This is a genomic window from Rhizobium subbaraonis, from assembly GCF_900220975.1.
GTDB classification, from domain to species: Bacteria; Pseudomonadota; Alphaproteobacteria; order Rhizobiales; family Rhizobiaceae; genus Mycoplana; species Mycoplana subbaraonis.
Genome location: NZ_OBQD01000002.1, coordinates 307,108 through 320,270 on the forward strand (window position 1 = coordinate 307,108; position 13,163 = coordinate 320,270).

Annotated in this window: 12 protein-coding genes; 9 read left to right on the forward strand and 3 right to left on the reverse strand. The window is 64.8% G+C overall.

Translation table 11 applies throughout. From position 1 onward, the window contains the following. Positions 1-16 precede the first annotated feature (16 nt). Positions 17-1,378, reverse strand: a complete 1,362-nt coding sequence (locus CRO48_RS03735) for a formimidoylglutamate deiminase (protein WP_097136417.1) — start codon at positions 1,376-1,378, stop codon at positions 17-19. Positions 1,379-1,457: 79 nt separating this feature from the next. On the opposite strand from CRO48_RS03735, the gene hutI reads away from it, so the two are divergent. The 9 genes from hutI to CRO48_RS03780 all read left to right on the forward strand — a co-directional run bounded on the left by hutI (position 1,458) and on the right by CRO48_RS03780 (position 10,498). After that, complete coding sequence (gene hutI / locus CRO48_RS03740) at positions 1,458-2,765, forward strand: imidazolonepropionase (RefSeq protein WP_245423413.1); 1,308 nt, start codon at positions 1,458-1,460, stop codon at positions 2,763-2,765. A gap of 1 nt (position 2,766) precedes the next feature. Then, entirely contained in the window at positions 2,767-4,302 is a 1,536-nt protein-coding gene (gene hutH / locus CRO48_RS03745) for a histidine ammonia-lyase (protein ID WP_097136422.1), read from the forward strand. 4 nt (positions 4,303-4,306) lie between these two features. Further along, a complete protein-coding gene (hutG, locus tag CRO48_RS03750; RefSeq protein ID WP_097136425.1) occupies positions 4,307-5,107 on the forward strand; it encodes an N-formylglutamate deformylase in 801 nt (266 codons plus the stop codon). An 18-nt stretch (positions 5,108-5,125) separates the two neighbouring features. Next, positions 5,126-6,811, forward strand: coding sequence for a urocanate hydratase (gene hutU, locus CRO48_RS03755; RefSeq protein WP_097136427.1), 1,686 nt, complete (start codon positions 5,126-5,128; stop codon positions 6,809-6,811). A gap of 54 nt (positions 6,812-6,865) precedes the next feature. After that, positions 6,866-7,438 (forward strand): HutD/Ves family protein, encoded by a 573-nt coding sequence (locus CRO48_RS03760; RefSeq protein ID WP_097136429.1) that lies wholly within the window; start codon positions 6,866-6,868, stop codon positions 7,436-7,438. A 188-nt stretch (positions 7,439-7,626) separates the two neighbouring features. Further along, entirely contained in the window at positions 7,627-7,977 is a 351-nt protein-coding gene (locus CRO48_RS03765; RefSeq protein ID WP_097136432.1) for an MbcA/ParS/Xre antitoxin family protein, read from the forward strand. Positions 7,978-7,987: 10 nt separating this feature from the next. Next, positions 7,988-8,485 carry an RES family NAD+ phosphorylase gene (locus CRO48_RS03770; RefSeq protein ID WP_097136434.1) on the forward strand — a complete coding sequence of 166 codons (498 nt, stop codon included), beginning with the start codon at positions 7,988-7,990 and terminating at the stop codon, positions 8,483-8,485. 114 nt (positions 8,486-8,599) lie between these two features. Then, a complete protein-coding gene (locus tag CRO48_RS03775) occupies positions 8,600-10,006 on the forward strand; it encodes an aminotransferase-like domain-containing protein (protein WP_097136436.1) in 1,407 nt (468 codons plus the stop codon). A gap of 105 nt (positions 10,007-10,111) precedes the next feature. Then, a complete protein-coding gene (locus tag CRO48_RS03780; RefSeq protein WP_097136438.1) occupies positions 10,112-10,498 on the forward strand; it encodes a DUF983 domain-containing protein in 387 nt (128 codons plus the stop codon). 13 nt (positions 10,499-10,511) lie between these two features. Here the strand turns inward: CRO48_RS03780 and CRO48_RS03785 are convergent, their stop codons facing one another. Continuing rightward, complete coding sequence (locus tag CRO48_RS03785; protein ID WP_097136440.1) at positions 10,512-11,426, reverse strand: LysR substrate-binding domain-containing protein; 915 nt, start codon at positions 11,424-11,426, stop codon at positions 10,512-10,514. Between the two features lie 113 nt (positions 11,427-11,539). Next, the gene (ahpF, locus tag CRO48_RS03790) at positions 11,540-13,120 is read right to left on the reverse strand and encodes an alkyl hydroperoxide reductase subunit F (RefSeq protein ID WP_097136442.1); all 1,581 of its coding nucleotides are present in this window, start codon (positions 13,118-13,120) and stop codon (positions 11,540-11,542) included. Positions 13,121-13,163: the final 43 nt, after the last annotated feature.

Sequence of the window (13,163 nt, forward strand, 5' to 3'; positions counted from 1 at the left end):
ACCCTGATGGCAGGCGTCAGCCAGCCATCAGCGCCCGCATCGCGCCGACGAAGCGCTTGCGGATTTCGCCGCGAGCGATGTGCCTGCCGCCAACGACCTGCCGCTTTCCGCGGGCCCAGACCGTATCGACGGCGACGTCGCCGCCGAAGATCCAGTTGTCGATCAGCTCGTCTCCCGCGAGATAGGGCGCCCCCGACGCATCGAGCGCGACGATGTCTGCCGGCGCGCCCACCGCAAGCCCCGTCCTCGACGCCAGTGCCGCGCCTGCGCCGGCTACGGCCGCCTCGAAGAGGCGCCGGCCAGTCGAACCGTTCGGCGCGGCGATGACGTTGCGGGCCCGTAGCGAGAGGCGTTGCGAATATTCGAGCTGCCGCAGCTCTGCAGGCAGCGAGATCAACACGTTGGAATCCGATCCAATCCCGAAGCGGCCGCCGCTGGACAGGAAATCGGGTGCCGCGAAGGTGCCGTCGCCGAGATTGGCCTCGGTGATCGGACAAAGTCCCGCCACCGCCCCGCTCGCCGCCATATCGGCTGTTTCCTTCTTCGTCAGGTGCGTGGCATGGATCAGGCACCAGCGTTCATCGACCGGCGCATTCGAAAGCAGCCATTCCACGGGGCGGGCGCCGGACCAGGCAATGCAGTCTTCCACTTCCTTCGTCTGCTCGGCAACATGGATATGGACCGGCCCGCCGGCGGCCAGCGGCAGGACGGCCGTCAGTTCCTCGGCCGTGACGGCCCGCAGGCTGTGCGGAGCAATGCCGAGTTGCATTCCGGCGAGACCTGGCTGCATTTTGCGGCAGGCCTCCATCAGACGGCTGTAGCTTTCAAGCGAGTTGATGAAGCGGCGCTGGCCGTCGATCGGTGCGGCGCCGCCGAAGCCGGAGTGCGCGTAGAAGACCGGCAGAAGGGTGAGGCCGATTCCCGTATCCGCGCTTGCCGCGGCAACACGCTCCGCGAGCTCGGCGATGTTGGCGTAGGGCTTGCCGTCCTGATCGTGGTGCAGGTAGTGGAACTCGCCGACGCGGCAGAAGCCGGCCTCGAGCATTTCCATGTAGAGTTCGGCGGCGACCGCCTCGACCTGCTCCGGCGTCATCTTCAACGCAAAGCGGTACATGACGTTGCGCCAGCTCCAGAAGCTGTCTTCGGCCGGACCGCGCAGCTCCGTCAGACCGGACATCGCGCGCTGGAAGGCATGGCTGTGCAGATTGCCCATGGCCGGAACGAGAACCGCGTGGCGCTGATCGAAAGCCCCAGCCTCGACGCCGATCTCGATGGCGGAAACGGCATCCTCATCCATCGTCAGGCGCACGTCGGAAGCCCAGCCTTCCGGCAAGAGCGCCGATGCCGCGTGAAGCGTCGTGGCAGCTGATTTCGTCATCGTCGTGCGATCTCCCCTTGCGGCAATCCATTCCCGGACGGAACATGACGCCGAAAATTGCTCTTGTCAGGCGCTTAATATGTATATACATGTTTTGACGCAAGGAAAGGCGCAATCGATGTGCGGGAGCGAAAACTTGGCCGACATCTCCTCTGATACTTCCAACAGCCATCCCGGCGTCACCCTCTGGACCAACGCTCGCCTTGCGACGTTCGCAGAAGGCTCCGAAGGAATGGGAATCGTCGAGCAGGGCGCGCTCGCCGCAAAGGACGGCGTGATCGTCTTCGCCGGTGCTGCGTCCGATCTTCCCAAGGATTTGAAGGCGGAGTTAGCGATCGTCGATTGCGGCGGTCGGTGGATCACGCCGGCGCTGATCGACTGCCATACGCACCTCGTCTTCGGCGGCGACCGAGCGATGGAGTTCGAGATGCGCCTTGCCGGCGCCACCTATGAAGAGGTGGCGCGCGCGGGCGGCGGCATCGTCTCCTCCGTCAAGGCGACCAATGAGCTCTCCGTAGACGGCCTCGTCGCGGCGACCCTGCCAAGGCTGGACACCCTGCTTGCCGAAGGCGTCTCGACCGTCGAGATCAAATCCGGATACGGGCTTTCCATCGAAGGCGAGCTCAACATGCTGCGCGCCGCACGCACCCTGGAAAAGCTCCGGCCGGTCCGCGTCGTCACGTCGTATCTCGCAGCGCATGCGACACCGGTCGAATACAAGGGTCGCAATGGCGACTACATCACCAGTGTTGTGCTGCCCGGCATGGAGAAGGCACAGGCGGAGGGTCTCGTTGATGCGGTGGACGGCTTTTGCGAGGGAATCGCTTTTTCCGTGGATGAGATGCGTGTCGTCTTCGACAAGGCAAAGGCGCTCGGCATTCCGGTGAAACTGCATGCCGAGCAGCTCTCCAATCTCGGCGGGGCGAAAATGGCAGCCTCCTATGGCGCGCTATCAGCCGACCACGTCGAATATCTGGATGCGGAGGGCGCAGAGGCGATGGCACGGGCCGGTACCGTCGCCGTGCTGCTTCCCGGCGCCTTTTACGCCATCAACGAAACGCAAAAGCCGCCGGTGCAATTGCTCCGCGACGCCGGCACGTCGATCGCGATCGCGACTGATTGCAATCCCGGCACGTCTCCGCTGACCTCGATGCTCCTCGCCATGAACATGGCCGCGACGCTGTTCCGCCTGACGGTGGACGAGTGCCTTGCCGGTGCGACCCGCGAGGCGGCCCGCGCCCTTGGGCTTCTCGGCGAGATCGGCACGCTGGAGGTCGGAAAGTCGGCCGATTTCGCGATCTGGAACATCGAGCGGCCGGCGGAGCTCGTCTACCGCATCGGCTTCAATCCTCTCCATTCCCGCATCTTCCGAGGGCAACAGGTATAAGATGACGATCACCCTTCATCCCGGTCGGGTCACACTCGCCGAACTCGCCGACATCTACTGGAACAACGGCTCGGCCAGGCTGGACCCGTCCTTCGACGCCGCCGTGCTGAAGGGTGCGGCGCGGATCGCCGAGATCGCCTCCGGCAATGCGCCGGTCTACGGTATTAACACCGGATTCGGTAAGCTCGCCTCGATCAAGATCGACAGCGCCGATCTCGCCGCCCTGCAACGCAACCTGATCCTGTCGCATTGCTGCGGGCTAGGTGCGCCGCTGCCGGAAAACGTCGTGCGCCTGATCATGGCGCTGAAGCTCATTTCTCTCGGCCGCGGCGCTTCCGGCGTCCGCATAGATCTTATCCGGCTCATCGAGGGGATGCTCGAGAGGGGCGTCATCCCTGTCATCCCGGAAAAGGGATCGGTCGGCGCTTCGGGCGACCTTGCGCCACTGGCGCATATGTCGGCGACGATGATGGGCGAAGGCGAGGCCTTCTTCGATGGCGAGCGTATGGCCTCCCGCCAGGCCCTGGACCAGGCCGGGTTGGTGCCGGTGGTGCTGGCAGCCAAGGAAGGGCTCGCACTGATCAACGGCACGCAAACCTCGACGGCGCTGGCGCTCGCCGGCCTGTTCCGCGCCCATCGCGCAGCCCAGACGGCGCTGGTCACCGGTGCTCTGTCCACCGATGCGGCCATGGGTTCGTCTGCGCCCTTCCATCCCGACATTCATGCCCTGCGCGGCCACCGGGGCCAAATCGACGCTGGCGCAGCCCTGCGCCGGTTGCTCGAAGGCTCTGAGATCCGCGAAAGCCATATCGAGGGCGACGAACGGGTACAGGACCCCTATTGCATCCGGTGCCAGCCGCAAGTCGACGGCGCCTGCCTCGATCTTCTGCGCTCGGTCGCCCGGACACTGGAAATCGAAGCCAATGCGGTTACTGACAATCCGCTCGTGCTCTCCGACAATGAGGTCGTTTCGGGCGGCAATTTCCATGCGGAGCCAGTGGCGTTCGCCGCCGACCAGATGGCGCTCGCCATATGCGAGATCGGCGCAATCGCGCAGCGGCGTATCGCCCTTCTCGTCGATCCCGCCCTTTCCTATGGCCTGCCGGCATTTCTGTCGAAGAAGCCGGGCCTGAACTCGGGTCTGATGATCGCCGAAGTCACCTCGGCAGCCCTGATGAGCGAAAACAAGCAGATGTCGCATCCGGCCTCGGTCGATTCGACGCCGACCTCCGCCAATCAGGAAGACCACGTGTCGATGGCCTGCCACGGTGCGCGCCGCATTCTGGCCATGACGGAAAACCTGTTCGGTATTCTCGGCATCGAGGCGCTGGCGGCCGTGCAGGGCGTCGAGCTGCGCGGGCCGCTCAAGACCAGCCCGGAGCTGGAGAAGGCCGTCGCGGTGATGCGTTCGGCGGTCCCCACGCTCGAAGGGGACCGCTATATGGCGCCGGACCTGGCCGCCGCGACCAATCTCGTTGCATCCGGCGCGCTCGCCGCCTCCATTTCCGACGGCATCCTGCCGGTACTGGAGGGTTGAGGGAATGGAGAGCTTCGAGGTCAAACAGGGCACGTCACCGGTCATTCTCGGACTGCCGCATACCGGAACGCAGGTCCCGCCGGACATCTGGGAGCGCCTGAACGACAACGGGCGGGTACTGGCCGATACCGACTGGCATATTCACGAGCTTTACGACGGCCTGCTTGCCGACGTGACAACGGTTCGGGCGACGTTTCATCGCTACGTCATCGATGCGAACCGGGACCCGTCGGGCGCCAGTCTCTACCCGGGCCAGAACACGACCGGCCTTGTGCCGGAGACGGATTTCGACGGCAAGCCGATCTGGAGGGATGGCGCCGAGCCTACGATGGAGGATATCGCCGCACGGACCGCGGCCTTCCACGCCCCCTATCACACAGCGCTCGCGGCGGAGATCGAACGGGTCAGGGCGATCCACGGCATAGCCATTCTCTACGACTGCCATTCCATCCGCTCGCACATACCCTTCCTCTTCGAGGGCAGGCTTGCCGATTTCAATATCGGCACCGACAAGGGCGCAACCTGTGATCCGGCGATCGAGCGCGCCGCCGTCGAGGTCACGGCGGCTGCAAGCGGCTACACGAGCGTTCTCAACGGCCGCTTCAAGGGCGGCTGGACGACCCGGCACTACGGGCGACCGGAACTGGGCGTTCATGCCATTCAGATGGAGCTGGCGCAATCCACCCATCTTTCGACCGAGGCACCGCCTTTCGCTTACGAAGCGAACAAGGCTGCGCGCCTGCGCATCCATCTCAAGGACATCCTTTCCGGTATCGAGCGCCTGGCGCCCGAACTTGCGAAATAATTTCTGGAGCAAGACGTCATGACGAACCCACGCCACAATATCCGCGACGTTCGCGCACCGCGCGGAAACGAGCTCAACGCAAAGAGCTGGATGACCGAAGCGCCGCTGCGCATGCTGATGAACAATCTTGATCCGGATGTCGCCGAGAACCCGCATGAGCTGGTCGTCTATGGCGGGATCGGCCGCGCCGCCCGCACCTGGGAGGATTTCGACCGCATCGTCGCGACCCTGAAGACGTTGACCGAGGAGGAGACGCTTCTCGTCCAGTCCGGCAAACCGGTCGGCGTGTTCCGGACGCACAAGGATGCGCCGCGCGTTCTCATCGCCAATTCCAACCTCGTGCCGCACTGGGCCACCTGGGACCATTTCAACGAATTGGACAAGAAGGGGCTGGCCATGTACGGCCAGATGACTGCCGGTTCGTGGATCTACATCGGCACGCAGGGCATCGTGCAGGGCACGTACGAGACCTTCGTCGAGGCGGGCCGCCAGCACTACAATGGCGATCTCAAGGGCAAGTGGATCCTCACCGGCGGCCTCGGGGGCATGGGTGGCGCCCAGCCGCTCGCCGCTGTGATGGCCGGCGCCTGCTGCCTGGCCGTCGAGTGCGACGAGACACGCATCGATTTCCGCCTGCGCACCCGCTACGTCGATGAAAAGGCGAAGACGCTCGACGAGGCGCTGGCCCTGATAGACAAGTGGACGATGGCCGGCGAGGCCAAATCCGTCGGCCTGCTCGGTAACGCCGCGGAAATCTTCCCGCAACTGGTCGAACGCATGAAGGCTGGCGGGCCGCGTCCTGACATCGTGACCGACCAGACCTCCGCGCACGATCCACGCAACGGCTATCTGCCGATCGGCTGGACGGTCGAAGAGGCAAAGGCCAAGCGCGAAAGCGATCCCAAGGCTGTCGAGGCGGCCGCCCGCACCTCAATGAAGAGGCATGTCGAGGCCATGGTCGCCTTCTGGGATGCCGGCGTGCCCACGCTCGACTACGGCAACAACATCCGCCAGGTGGCGAAGGACGAGGGCCTGGAAAACGCGTTCGCCTTCCCGGGCTTCGTGCCGGCCTATATCCGCCCGCTGTTCTGCCGCGGCATCGGTCCCTTCCGCTGGGCCGCCCTTTCAGGCGATCCGCAGGACATCTACAAGACCGATGCCAAGGTGAAGGAACTGCTGCCGGACAACAAGCACCTGCACAATTGGCTGGACATGGCACGAGAGCGGATTTCCTTCCAGGGTCTGCCGGCGCGCATCTGCTGGGTCGGCCTCGGCGACCGCCACCGCCTGGCGCTGGCCTTCAACGACATGGTCAAGAGCGGGGAGCTTTCGGCCCCGATCGTCATCGGCCGCGACCACCTCGATTCGGGTTCCGTCGCCTCGCCCAACCGCGAAACGGAAGCGATGAAGGACGGCTCGGATGCCGTATCCGACTGGCCGCTGCTGAACGCCCTGCTCAACACCGCCTCGGGCGCCACTTGGGTTTCGCTCCATCATGGCGGCGGCGTCGGTATGGGCTTTTCCCAGCACTCCGGCGTCGTGATCTGCGCCGACGGCAGCGACGATGCGGCCAGGCGCCTGGAGCGCGTGTTGTGGAACGACCCGGCGACCGGCGTCATGCGCCACGCCGATGCCGGCTACGATATCGCGCTTGACTGCGCCAGGGACAAGGGTCTCCACCTGCCGGGCATCCTCGGCAACTGATGAGCGAGCACGAAGGCCCTCCAGCCGGAGGGCCAGTCCTGACGGAGGAGCCCCGTGAAAATTCTGCGCTACGAGGATCAACGGGCCACCCCTTGGAAGAACGGGGGCGGCGTGACACGCGAAATCGCGGTCTACTCGGACCCCGCCGTCCATCCGGAGTTCCTTTGGCGCGTCAGCATGGCAACCGTGAACGAGCCCGGCCCGTTCTCGCGATTTGAGGGCGTCGATCGCACGATTGCGGTTCTCAAGGGGGCCGGTATCGTCCTGCACGCGGCCGATGGCGACACGCTGCTGACCCGCGAGGCAGGTCCTCATTCGTTCGATGGCGAAGCGGACGTCACGGCGTCGATCGTCAGCGGCGAAACGACCGATCTTAACGTCATGACCCGGCGGGGACAGTTCGAACACCGGATCGAACAGCTGGTCTTCGACCGATCGATCGCGATTGACGGCGAGACGGACGAGACGCTGATCGTCTTCAACAACAATGCCACGGCCACACTGGCGGAACGGCGTTTCGCGGGCCATGCGCTCGACGGGATTGGCGACATCCCGCGGGGCGCCCGGGTGTATTTGACGCCGGAGGACCGCGGGGAAGTCTACGTCATACGGATCAAGCGACGTTGACAGCGGCCGAGCCGCGATCCTTTCTTGGGAAAACTGGGTGCGCGGTAGCATTTCGAGCAAAGCGTGCCACCATGGCCGCTGCAGCCATGTTCTCCCCGCGAACCGATCATCCGACCCCTCTCCATATTGAATGCCGCACCAATTGACGCTACATTGCGTCTGAATTAAAGACATTGCAGGAGCAACGGATGGGACTCGCCCAGTATGCGGACAACGGTTTGTTCGCTCCGCGCAAGATCGCGGAAGCCTTTCGCACCACAAGCGAAGAGGTCGCGCGCACGGCAGGCCTTGGCAGGGATGCCATCCAGCGCAAGGACCGGGTGAAGTCTGACCGGACCCAGCGACGCCTGCGCGAGATGATCGAGATCGTCAACAAGGTCGAGGTCCGCTTCGGCTCGGCCCTCATCGCCTATGCCTGGTATCGCTCCGAGCCCCTGCCCGGATTTTCCGGGCAGACGGCCATGCAACTGGTGCAGAGCGGCCGTGCCGACGAGGTGCTGGAATATATCGACGCGGTCGACGCCGGCATCCACGCCTAGGATCGCAGCCTTGCACTACGTCGGAATGCTCTATCGCGCATTGAACCCGGTCTATGCCCGCCAGCCGCTCTCCGGCCGCGGCGCCGCCTTGTATGGCGGCCGGTTCAATGCGAAGGGCGTGCCCGCGCTGTACACCTCGCTCTCCGTCATGATTGCGCTTCGGGAAGCCAACCAGGTCGGAAATCTCCAGCCGACGACGCTGGTCTCCTACGAGGCTGACATCGACCACGTGTTCGACAGCCGCGACGAAACTGGGCTTGCAGCGTTCGGCATGGACGCCACGAGCCTCGCCGATACGACATGGCGCGATCAGATGAGGCATGTCGGCGAAGCCCGTACCCAGAGCTTCGCCCGACGCCTTGCGCAGGAAGGCTTTTTCGGCCTGCTGGTGCGCAGCTATGCCCCAGGCGCCACGACCAGCGATCTCAACCTCGTGCTCTGGTCCTGGAGCGACAGCGCCCCGTCGCGCCTGCGTCTCATCGACGACGAGAACCGGCTTTCCCGATAGCCGGGACTTGCCAGTGCCCCTCCCCTGACCTTCTGCGCGGCAAGTTCGCGGATGACAGCCGCGCGATGCAACAATATACAGTCAATTTGTACGGCACGACCCAAGGGCGCAGCAATGACCGACTGGCTTCCCGACCTCACCCGCAGCAGCAGCCCGCGCTACATTGCCATCGCCGATCTCATCGAGATGGACCTGCGCGAGGGCACGCTTGCAGCCGGTGACCGGCTGCCGCCGCAGCGCGAGCTTGCGCGCCGCCTGAACATCGACTTCACCACGGTTGCGCGCGGTTACGTCGAGGCACGCAATCGCGGCCTGGTCGATACGCAGGTCGGCCGGGGCACCTTCGTGACCGGGCGCACGCCGCACAAGGGATGGCATGGCGACATCGGCACCTTCGATCCCGATCCTCGTCGCGCCGCAGCCGCCGACCTTTCGATGAACCTGCCGCCGGAACCGGAAGATCCCGGCTTGCTGGATCGGATGCGCGCGGGACTTGGGGCGGTCGCCGCCGATCTCGTGCCGCTGCTGCGCTATCAGGAGTTCGGGGGCGGCGCGATGGACAAGGAGGCGGCGGCCCTGTGGCTGACCCGCCGCGGCGTCTCCGCACCGACTGAGCGAATCTTCATCACACCAGGCGCGCATCCGGCGCTCCTGGCGGTCGTCGGCACGTTGACAAAGCCCGGCGAGACGATCCTGTCGGAACAGATCACCTATCCCGGCATCCGCTCCATTGCCGCGCAGTTGCGCCTGCAGATCGCGGGATTGCCAATGGACGAACAAGGCATCTTGCCCGATGCGTTGGAAGCAGCGTGTCGGGACAAAGCCCCCAAAGCCCTCTATCTTAATCCGACGCTGCAGAACCCGACAACGCTGACGGTGCCCGACGCGCGCCGGGCAGCGATATCCGCCATTGCGGACCGCTTCGGCATTCCGATCGTGGAAGACGACGCCTATGGTTTCGTGTCCCCCGATGCGCCTCCGCCGCTCGCCGCCTTCGCGCCGCACCTCACCTGGCACATTGCCGGGCTGTCCAAGTCCATAGGCGCCGGTCTCCGGCTTGCCTATGTCTTAGCGCCGGCAACGAAGGCGGCTTGGCCCTTCGTCGCCGCCATGCGCGCCGCCAACGTCATGGCCTCGCCCTTGAACATCGCGCTGTTGACGCGCTGGATCGAGGACGGCACGGCCGACGACCTGCTGCGATTTGTCCGGACCGAAGCCGCTCACCGGCAGGAAATTGCAGCCAGCCTGCTGGTGGCAGAAACATATCGCGCCTCCCCCCAAAGCTTCAATATCTGGCTGACGCTGAGAAATGGCTGGAACCGGTCGAACTTCACCGCACACATGCGCTCGTCCGGCCTTGGTGTCGTGTCGAGCGACGCCTTCACGGTCGAAGGCCCCGCGCCGGAAACAGTTCGCGTGTGCCTGGGCGGGCCGATCGGCCGCGACCGCCTCGCCAGTTCGCTCGGGTTCATGTCCCATGCGCTTGCGGGACCGCCGGAGATGACCGGATCGTTCTTCTGACCCGACGGACTTAGCCCGCCACCGGTCACGCTGCGACATTATCGCAGATTTGAATGCATTCATTATATGTTAGTATGCATTCAAATTTGACGGAGACATACGATCATGTCCATGCAATATCCCGCCCTGCCGCCGATGCAAACCGGCGTTCGTGGCCGTTGTCCGCGTTGCGGGGAAGGCCATCTGTTCGACGGCTTTTTGACGTTGCGTCCCTCCTGCGAGGCCTGCGGGCTCGACTATTCCTTCGCCGACCCGGCCGACGGGCCGGCGTTCTTCGTGATCTGCTTTGCCTGTGTTCCCAGCGTGCTGCTCGGCGTGTGGCTGGAGGTCACCTTCTCGCCAGCCCTTTGGGTGCACTTGCTGGTCACTGCGCCATTCATGCTTCTGACCTGCATTCCGCCCCTGCGGCCGCTGAAGGGCTGGCTCGTTGCCAGCCAGTATTTCTACAAGGCAGAGGAGGGCAAGCTCGCACGGCGGGAGAGTGCCGGCTAAACCTGCCGGCGTTTCAGGTGGGGTTGTGCTCACCATCAGAAAGAAGCTCTGCGGAAACATCGCGGAGCAGCGCCGCCATCTGCTTCAGGAAATGGCTCATCGCCGAGCTGCGGCGCCAGCATAGCGCCAGACGCCGGCTCGGCGCCGGATCGCTGAACCGCAACAGGCTTATCTGCGCCGACGCGGGGCTGCGGGTGGCGAGCTCGGGAAGCAAAGTCATCCCCACCTCCGCCCCGACCATCTGGCGCAATGTCTCAAGGCTGGTAGCGCGGAACGACGCCCGCTCGGCTGCACCCGAGACGCGGCACACGTCGAGCGCCTGGTCCCGCAGGCAATGCCCCTCCTCCAGCAGCATCAGGTCGTAGCCGCCGAGTTCGTTCAGCGCGAGCGTATCGCGGCGCGCCAACGCGTGCCTCGCCGGCACGGCCAGCAGGAATTGTTCCTCGAACAGAAACTCCACCTGCAGCCGCTCATCCTCGAGCGGCAGCGCCAACACGGCCGCGTCGAGCTTGCCTTCGCGCAGGCGCGCAAGCAGGTTCTCGCTCTTCTCCTCCAGAAGGAGGAGTTCGAGCTGCGGATAGCGCTCCCGCAGGCGGGGCACGACGTGCGGCAGCAGATAGGGCCCGAGCGTCGGGAAGATTCCGAGCCGAAGCGATCCCATCTCCGGGTTGCGGCAGCTCAGTGCTGCCCGCCGCATTTCCTCGACCTCCCCCATGATGCACCGCGCCCGCGCCACGGCATCGCGGCCGAACGGGGTCAGCATGACCGAACGCGGGGTGCGTTCGATCAACGCCGCTCCGAGATGGTCCTCCAGCTTGCGGATCTGCGTCGAAAGCGTCGGCTGGCTGACCCGGCAGACCTCGGCCGCCCGGCCGAAATGCCGGTGGTCGGCAAGGGCGATGAGATATTCCAGCTCGCGCAGGGTCATGGCAGCATCATTCCTTCGCACGCAGGCGCGCCCGCAGGATCCGGTCCGGCGGGCGCCGAGCGCGACCGTTCATACAGCTAAGCGCCGCGTCCAAGGGTTGGCGCGCCGATCGATCACGCGGCCTTGGCGTTGTCCGTATCCGGCGCCGAAGTCCGCATCAGGTGATCGAACGCCGAGAGCGATGCCTTCGCCCCTTCCCCGACCGCAATGACGATCTGCTTGTAGGGAACCGTGGTGCAGTCGCCTGCCGCAAACACGCCGGGCACAGACGTCTGGCCGGAATGGTCGATGACAACCTCGCCGCGCGAGGAAAGCTCCACCGTCCCCTTCAGCCACTCGGTGTTCGGCAAGAGGCCGATCTGCACGAAGATCCCTTCGAGCGAAAGCGTGTGGCGCTGGCCGGCAATCCTGTTCTCGTAGACGAGGCCGGTGACCTTCTTGCCGTCGCCCAGAACCTCCGACGTCCTGGCATTGAGCAGAACATCGACGTTCGGCAGGCTGCGAAGCTTGCGCTGCAGCACGTCGTCCGCGCGCAGCTTGCCGTCGAACTCGATCAGCGTCACATGGCTGACGATGTTGGCGAGATCGATCGCAGCCTCCACGCCGGAATTGCCGCCACCGATCACCGCGACGCGCTTGCCCTTGAACAGCGGCCCGTCGCAATGCGGGCAGTAGGCAACACCCTTGTTGCGGTACTGGTCCTCACCGGGAACGCCCATCTGCCGCCAGCGGGCGCCGGTGGAGAGGATCACGGTCTTGGAGCGCAGCGTGGCGCCGTTGGCGAGTTCGACCGCAACATGATCCGTTCCCGGCACCAGCTTTTCGGCGCGCTGCAGGTTCATGACGTCGACGTCGTAATCCTTCACATGCGCCTCGAGCGAGGTTGCCAGTTGCGGGCCTTCGGTGTGGCGCACGGAGATGAAATTCTCGATCGCCATCGTGTCTAGCACCTGGCCGCCGAAACGCTCCGCGGCAATTCCGGTGCGGATGCCCTTGCGTGCCGCATAGATCGCGGCCGCCGCGCCCGCCGGGCCACCGCCGATCACGAGCACGTCGTAAGGCTCGCGCTCGTTGAGCTTCTCCGCCGCCCGCGCGGCCGAATTGGTGTCGAGCTTCGCAACGATCTCCTCGATCTCCATCCGGCCCTGCGCAAAGATCTCGCCATTGAGATAGACGGTCGGGACAGACATCACCTGGCGGCTTTCGACTTCGGCCGGGAAGACGCCGCCATCGATCGCCACGTGCTTGATGCGCGGGTTGAGCACGGCCATCAGGTTCAGTGCCTGCACCACATCCGGGCAGTTCTGGCACGACAGCGAAAAATAGGTCTCGAAGGTCAGGTCGCCGTCGAGCTCGCGGATCTGGTCGATGATCGCCTGCTCTGTGCGCGGTGGATGCCCGCCGACCTGCAGCAACGCCAGCACCAGCGAGGTGAACTCATGCCCGAGCGGAATGCCGGCAAAACGCAAGCTGATATCGTGGCCGGGGCTGTTCAGGGCGAAGGATGGCGCACGCTCGCCGTCGCCGCTGCGCCGGCTTACGGTGATCTTGTCGCTGAGGGCGACCAGATCGTCCAGCAGCGCGATCATCTCGCCGGACTTCGCGCTGTCGTCGGTCGAGGCGACGATCTCGACTGGCCGGACGAGCTTTTCGAGATAGGCTTTGAGCTGGGCTTTGAGATTGTCGTCGAGCATCTGGTACTCCGGGAATTCAGGAATATCGCGGCCGCGGTCTTGG

Excerpts from the sequence above, each read along its gene's own strand:
- CRO48_RS03735 (WP_097136417.1), bottom strand. The coding sequence starts at position 1,378 with ATGACGAAATCAGCTGCCACGACGCTTCACGCGGCATCGGCGCTCTTG.
- hutI (WP_245423413.1), top strand. The coding sequence starts at position 1,458 with ATGTATATACATGTTTTGACGCAAGGAAAGGCGCAATCGATGTGCGGG.
- hutH (WP_097136422.1), top strand. The coding sequence starts at position 2,767 with ATGACGATCACCCTTCATCCCGGTCGGGTCACACTCGCCGAACTCGCC.
- hutG (WP_097136425.1), top strand. The coding sequence starts at position 4,307 with ATGGAGAGCTTCGAGGTCAAACAGGGCACGTCACCGGTCATTCTCGGA.
- hutU (WP_097136427.1), top strand. The coding sequence starts at position 5,126 with ATGACGAACCCACGCCACAATATCCGCGACGTTCGCGCACCGCGCGGA.
- CRO48_RS03765 (WP_097136432.1), top strand. The coding sequence starts at position 7,627 with ATGGGACTCGCCCAGTATGCGGACAACGGTTTGTTCGCTCCGCGCAAG.
- CRO48_RS03775 (WP_097136436.1), top strand. The coding sequence starts at position 8,600 with ATGACCGACTGGCTTCCCGACCTCACCCGCAGCAGCAGCCCGCGCTAC.
- CRO48_RS03780 (WP_097136438.1), top strand. The coding sequence starts at position 10,112 with ATGTCCATGCAATATCCCGCCCTGCCGCCGATGCAAACCGGCGTTCGT.
- CRO48_RS03785 (WP_097136440.1), bottom strand. The coding sequence starts at position 11,426 with ATGACCCTGCGCGAGCTGGAATATCTCATCGCCCTTGCCGACCACCGG.
- ahpF (WP_097136442.1), bottom strand. The coding sequence starts at position 13,120 with ATGCTCGACGACAATCTCAAAGCCCAGCTCAAAGCCTATCTCGAAAAG.